General features: G+C 67.2%; 2 protein-coding genes and 2 pseudogenes. 2 read left to right on the top strand and 2 right to left on the bottom strand.

Going from position 1 to position 3,116, the window contains the following annotated elements; translation table 11 throughout:
• Positions 1-95 precede the first annotated feature (95 nt).
• Together ACFVWD_RS57930 and ACFVWD_RS57925 are read left to right on the top strand one after the other, a co-directional pair.
• Positions 96-327, top strand: a pseudogene (locus ACFVWD_RS57930) (nucleotide disphospho-sugar-binding domain-containing protein); the annotation flags it as partial.
• A 30-nt stretch (positions 328-357) separates the two neighbouring features.
• Positions 358-1,461, top strand: a complete 1,104-nt coding sequence (locus ACFVWD_RS57925; protein WP_389607208.1) for a class I SAM-dependent methyltransferase — start codon at positions 358-360, stop codon at positions 1,459-1,461.
• A 90-nt stretch (positions 1,462-1,551) separates the two neighbouring features.
• Here ACFVWD_RS57925 and ACFVWD_RS57920 read toward each other — a convergent pair whose 3' ends face one another.
• Both ACFVWD_RS57920 and ACFVWD_RS57915 read right to left on the bottom strand, forming a co-directional pair.
• Positions 1,552-2,310, bottom strand: coding sequence for a PQQ-binding-like beta-propeller repeat protein (locus ACFVWD_RS57920; protein ID WP_389607206.1), 759 nt, complete (start codon positions 2,308-2,310; stop codon positions 1,552-1,554).
• 186 nt (positions 2,311-2,496) lie between these two features.
• Positions 2,497-3,116: pseudogene (locus tag ACFVWD_RS57915) on the bottom strand (hypothetical protein); the annotation flags it as partial.

The raw sequence follows: 3,116 nt of genomic DNA, 5'->3' as shown, positions 1-3,116 counted from the left end.
AGCTATCTCGCCGGCCTCCACCTCCGCGCCTCGATGATCTGGATCAACGACCTCCTGAAGGCAACCGATTGATCACAACGTCACACAGGACCTAGCACGGTGTCCTCCTCGTCGTGGCTCCCATCCGCGATGACAGCCGGTCGTGGCCGGACAGGTGACCGACGCGGGCGCGGGCGTCAGGGTCCGGTTCGGCCGGTCACCGCCGGGCGGCTGGGCACCACGCTGGACGCCGTACTTCACGATCCCGCCCATCGCGCGGCAGCCGTCCGGATCCGCACGGCGTTCCGTGCGGCCGGCGGAAGCGGGGCGGCCGCGACCCACCTGGAGCAGCCAATGGCGCGCTCCCAAGGAGGACCAGTGAGCAACGACCGCAAGAACCGCAGCCACGAGGACGAGCCCGTGTCCCCGGGCCGAGCCGAGCAGGTCGCCGCGCTGCGCCCGGTCTATCGGGCCGACCTCGCCGAAGGCCTGGACCGCTTCTTCGAACCCCGGCGCGACACCTGCCCGTGGTGCGGCTCGACCCGGTTGGCGACGCGGCTGCGCACCACGGACCTGATCCAGCACAAGCCAGGCCGCTTCGTCCTCGACCGGTGCGAGGGATGTCGGCACACCTTCCAGAACCCGCGGCTCAGCGAGGCCGGCCTGGAGTTCTACTACCGCGATTTCTATGACGGCCTGGGCGAGAAGCAGCTCGCCATGACCTTCGCAAGCCGGACGAAAATGTACGTGCAGCGTGCCGAGTCCCTGGTCCCCTTCGCCCATACGCCCAAGAACTGGCTGGACGTCGGCACCGGTCACGGCCACTTCTGTGAGGCGGCCCGCACTGTCTTCCCGGACACGAGCTTCGACGGCCTCGACTTCACCGACGGCGCCGAACTCGCCGAGTGCGCCAGACGCGTGGACCACGGCTACCGGGGCAGCTTTCCCGAGCTGGCTGAGCAACTCGCCGACGGCTACGACGTCGTCAGCATGTTCCACTACCTGGAGCACAGCACGGAACCGGCCCGCGAACTTCAGGCGGCGCACCGGGCCGTCCGACCCGGCGGCCACCTGCTGATCGAGGTCCCGGACCCCGACAGCCGCTATGCCCGCCTTCTGGGCCGCTGGTGGCTGCCCTGGCTGCAGCCGCAGCACCTGCACTTCGTCCCGGTCGAGAACCTGCGTGCTCGTCTCACGGACCTCGGCTTCACGGTGGTCGCGGAGCAGCACGCCGAACCTCACGACCCCGTCGACCTGCTGGCCGCCGTCTGGTTTGCCCTGGACGCGGTCGCACCGCGCGACGACCTGCCCTGGCTGCCGGTTCCGCCGTCCCGCCTTCAGCGCATACTGCGCGCCATGACAGTGATCGCCGGCATCCCGGCCTTGCTCCTGGGCAGGCTGCTGGACCGCCTCGTCATCAAACGCGTGGCCCGGCCCCTGGGCCTTTCCAACGCCTACCGGCTGGTGGCCCGCCGGGACTGACCCTCGCGACCCGTACCGTCCTACGACGCTCTGCTGCGAAGCCCGGCGCGACCGCGCACCGGGCCCGGCAGCGTCCGTTCGGACGGTCCGTCAGAAGACGCGTCCAACGGCCCGGCGGACGATGGTCTCCATGCTGTATGCCGCAAGGTACGTGTCTCTGATCCCACCTTGGGGCGCCACAGCGAGGGAAAGCGCGGTGGTCGGTGCTCCGCCGACCTCAAGCTCGGTGTGCCATTGCACCGAGCCGTTACCGGCGTCCAGTGCCGTCAGGGCTCCGGAGTTGTAGGCCAGGTAGACCGTATCGCCGTCAGCATCAAGGGCGGTGGCGGGATGATCGGTTCGGTACTGCCACCGCACCGCGCCGTTCAGGGATCGCCGTACGACGTAGGCGCCACCAGGTTGGAGCCCATGCCCATGGTGGACGGTGCCGGCGTACACCAGGGACTGCCCGATCTCGACCGCCGGACCTCCGAAGTGGTGATCCTGCGGTACCCAGGAGTGCGGGAAGAGCCGTCGCAGTGTCCCGTCGGCGCCCACGGCCGCGATCCACTTGTCCTTGTGCGGTTTATCCAGGTCAGTGCCTACCAGGACATACGGGCGACTCGCGGACCGGACCGCAAACACGTGATTGAACAGGTCGAAGCGGCCTACCTCGGGACCGTCCACCGTACTGTCGAGGTCGTACATCATCAGCCGTGCGGGACGCTTGCTGCCGCCGTCCATCGGCCTCTCGATCGTCCTCTGGCCGCCTGAGATGAGAACCGCGCACACGCCTGGGCTCAGGGTCTCCAGGACCTGCCCTGCGTCGATGGCGATCCTGGTGGCTGTGTCACTTCCCGTGGATGTCATTTCGACGCGAGTTTGGGAGCCACCTGCAGCCCGTCTGCGTGATCAATGTCAATGAGAGTTGATGTCACTCGGCCTTGGGGAACATCAATGACAGCGGGTACGGGCAGGTAATTTTGGGTGCTACTGAGGACGACGGTTTGATGTCATCTCGTGACTGGTGCGCCAGCCGCGGAGAGGCCTGTCATCTCAAGGCCGCACCAGTATTCGTGTGACCCCGGCGACCAGCGTCGTGGCTAGCGTCCAGCCACTGATGATCAGCGCATAGGCCAGCACCTGACTGGACCCGCTCGGATTCCACGCGCCCGTTTGACCGAGGTTCACCACCGGCACCAATAGGTCGAGCGTGTAGGCGACTGCGTTGAAATGCGGGCTGTCCGTGCTCAGAGGTGCAGGAGGGTGGGACACGAAGTAGACCGATCCGGCGGCGAGCAGGCCCAACAACCACAGCCCCGCCAGCCACGGCCGGTACCCGTACCCGACCGTTACGTCCTGGAGAAGGCCCCATACTTTCGCCGGCACGCCCGCCGCCTTACGTCGCCGCCGCTGCTGAGCCAGCAGCACCCGCCGCGACTCACCGTCACGCCCCACCGCGCGGTAGCGCGCAGCCAACTGCTCATAAGGCTGAGGCTGATACGCGTCACGAGCCAGCCACGGCAGTCGCATCCCGGCCGTCGGCAACGGCATCAGTTCGTCATAGACGAAGCCATCCAGTGGGCCTTCCCCTTGATCGTGGACACCTGGAGACTGGGATCTGAGGTTCCAGAGGAAGTAGCACCAGGTGGGAAGCAAGTACACGAAGCGGTACA

It is taken from the genome of Streptomyces sp. NPDC058086, from assembly GCF_042885015.1.
Classification (GTDB): domain Bacteria; phylum Actinomycetota; class Actinomycetes; order Streptomycetales; family Streptomycetaceae; genus Streptomyces.
Note: the sequence above shows the minus strand (reverse complement) of the source record. Positions and strands in the feature narration are given on the sequence as shown.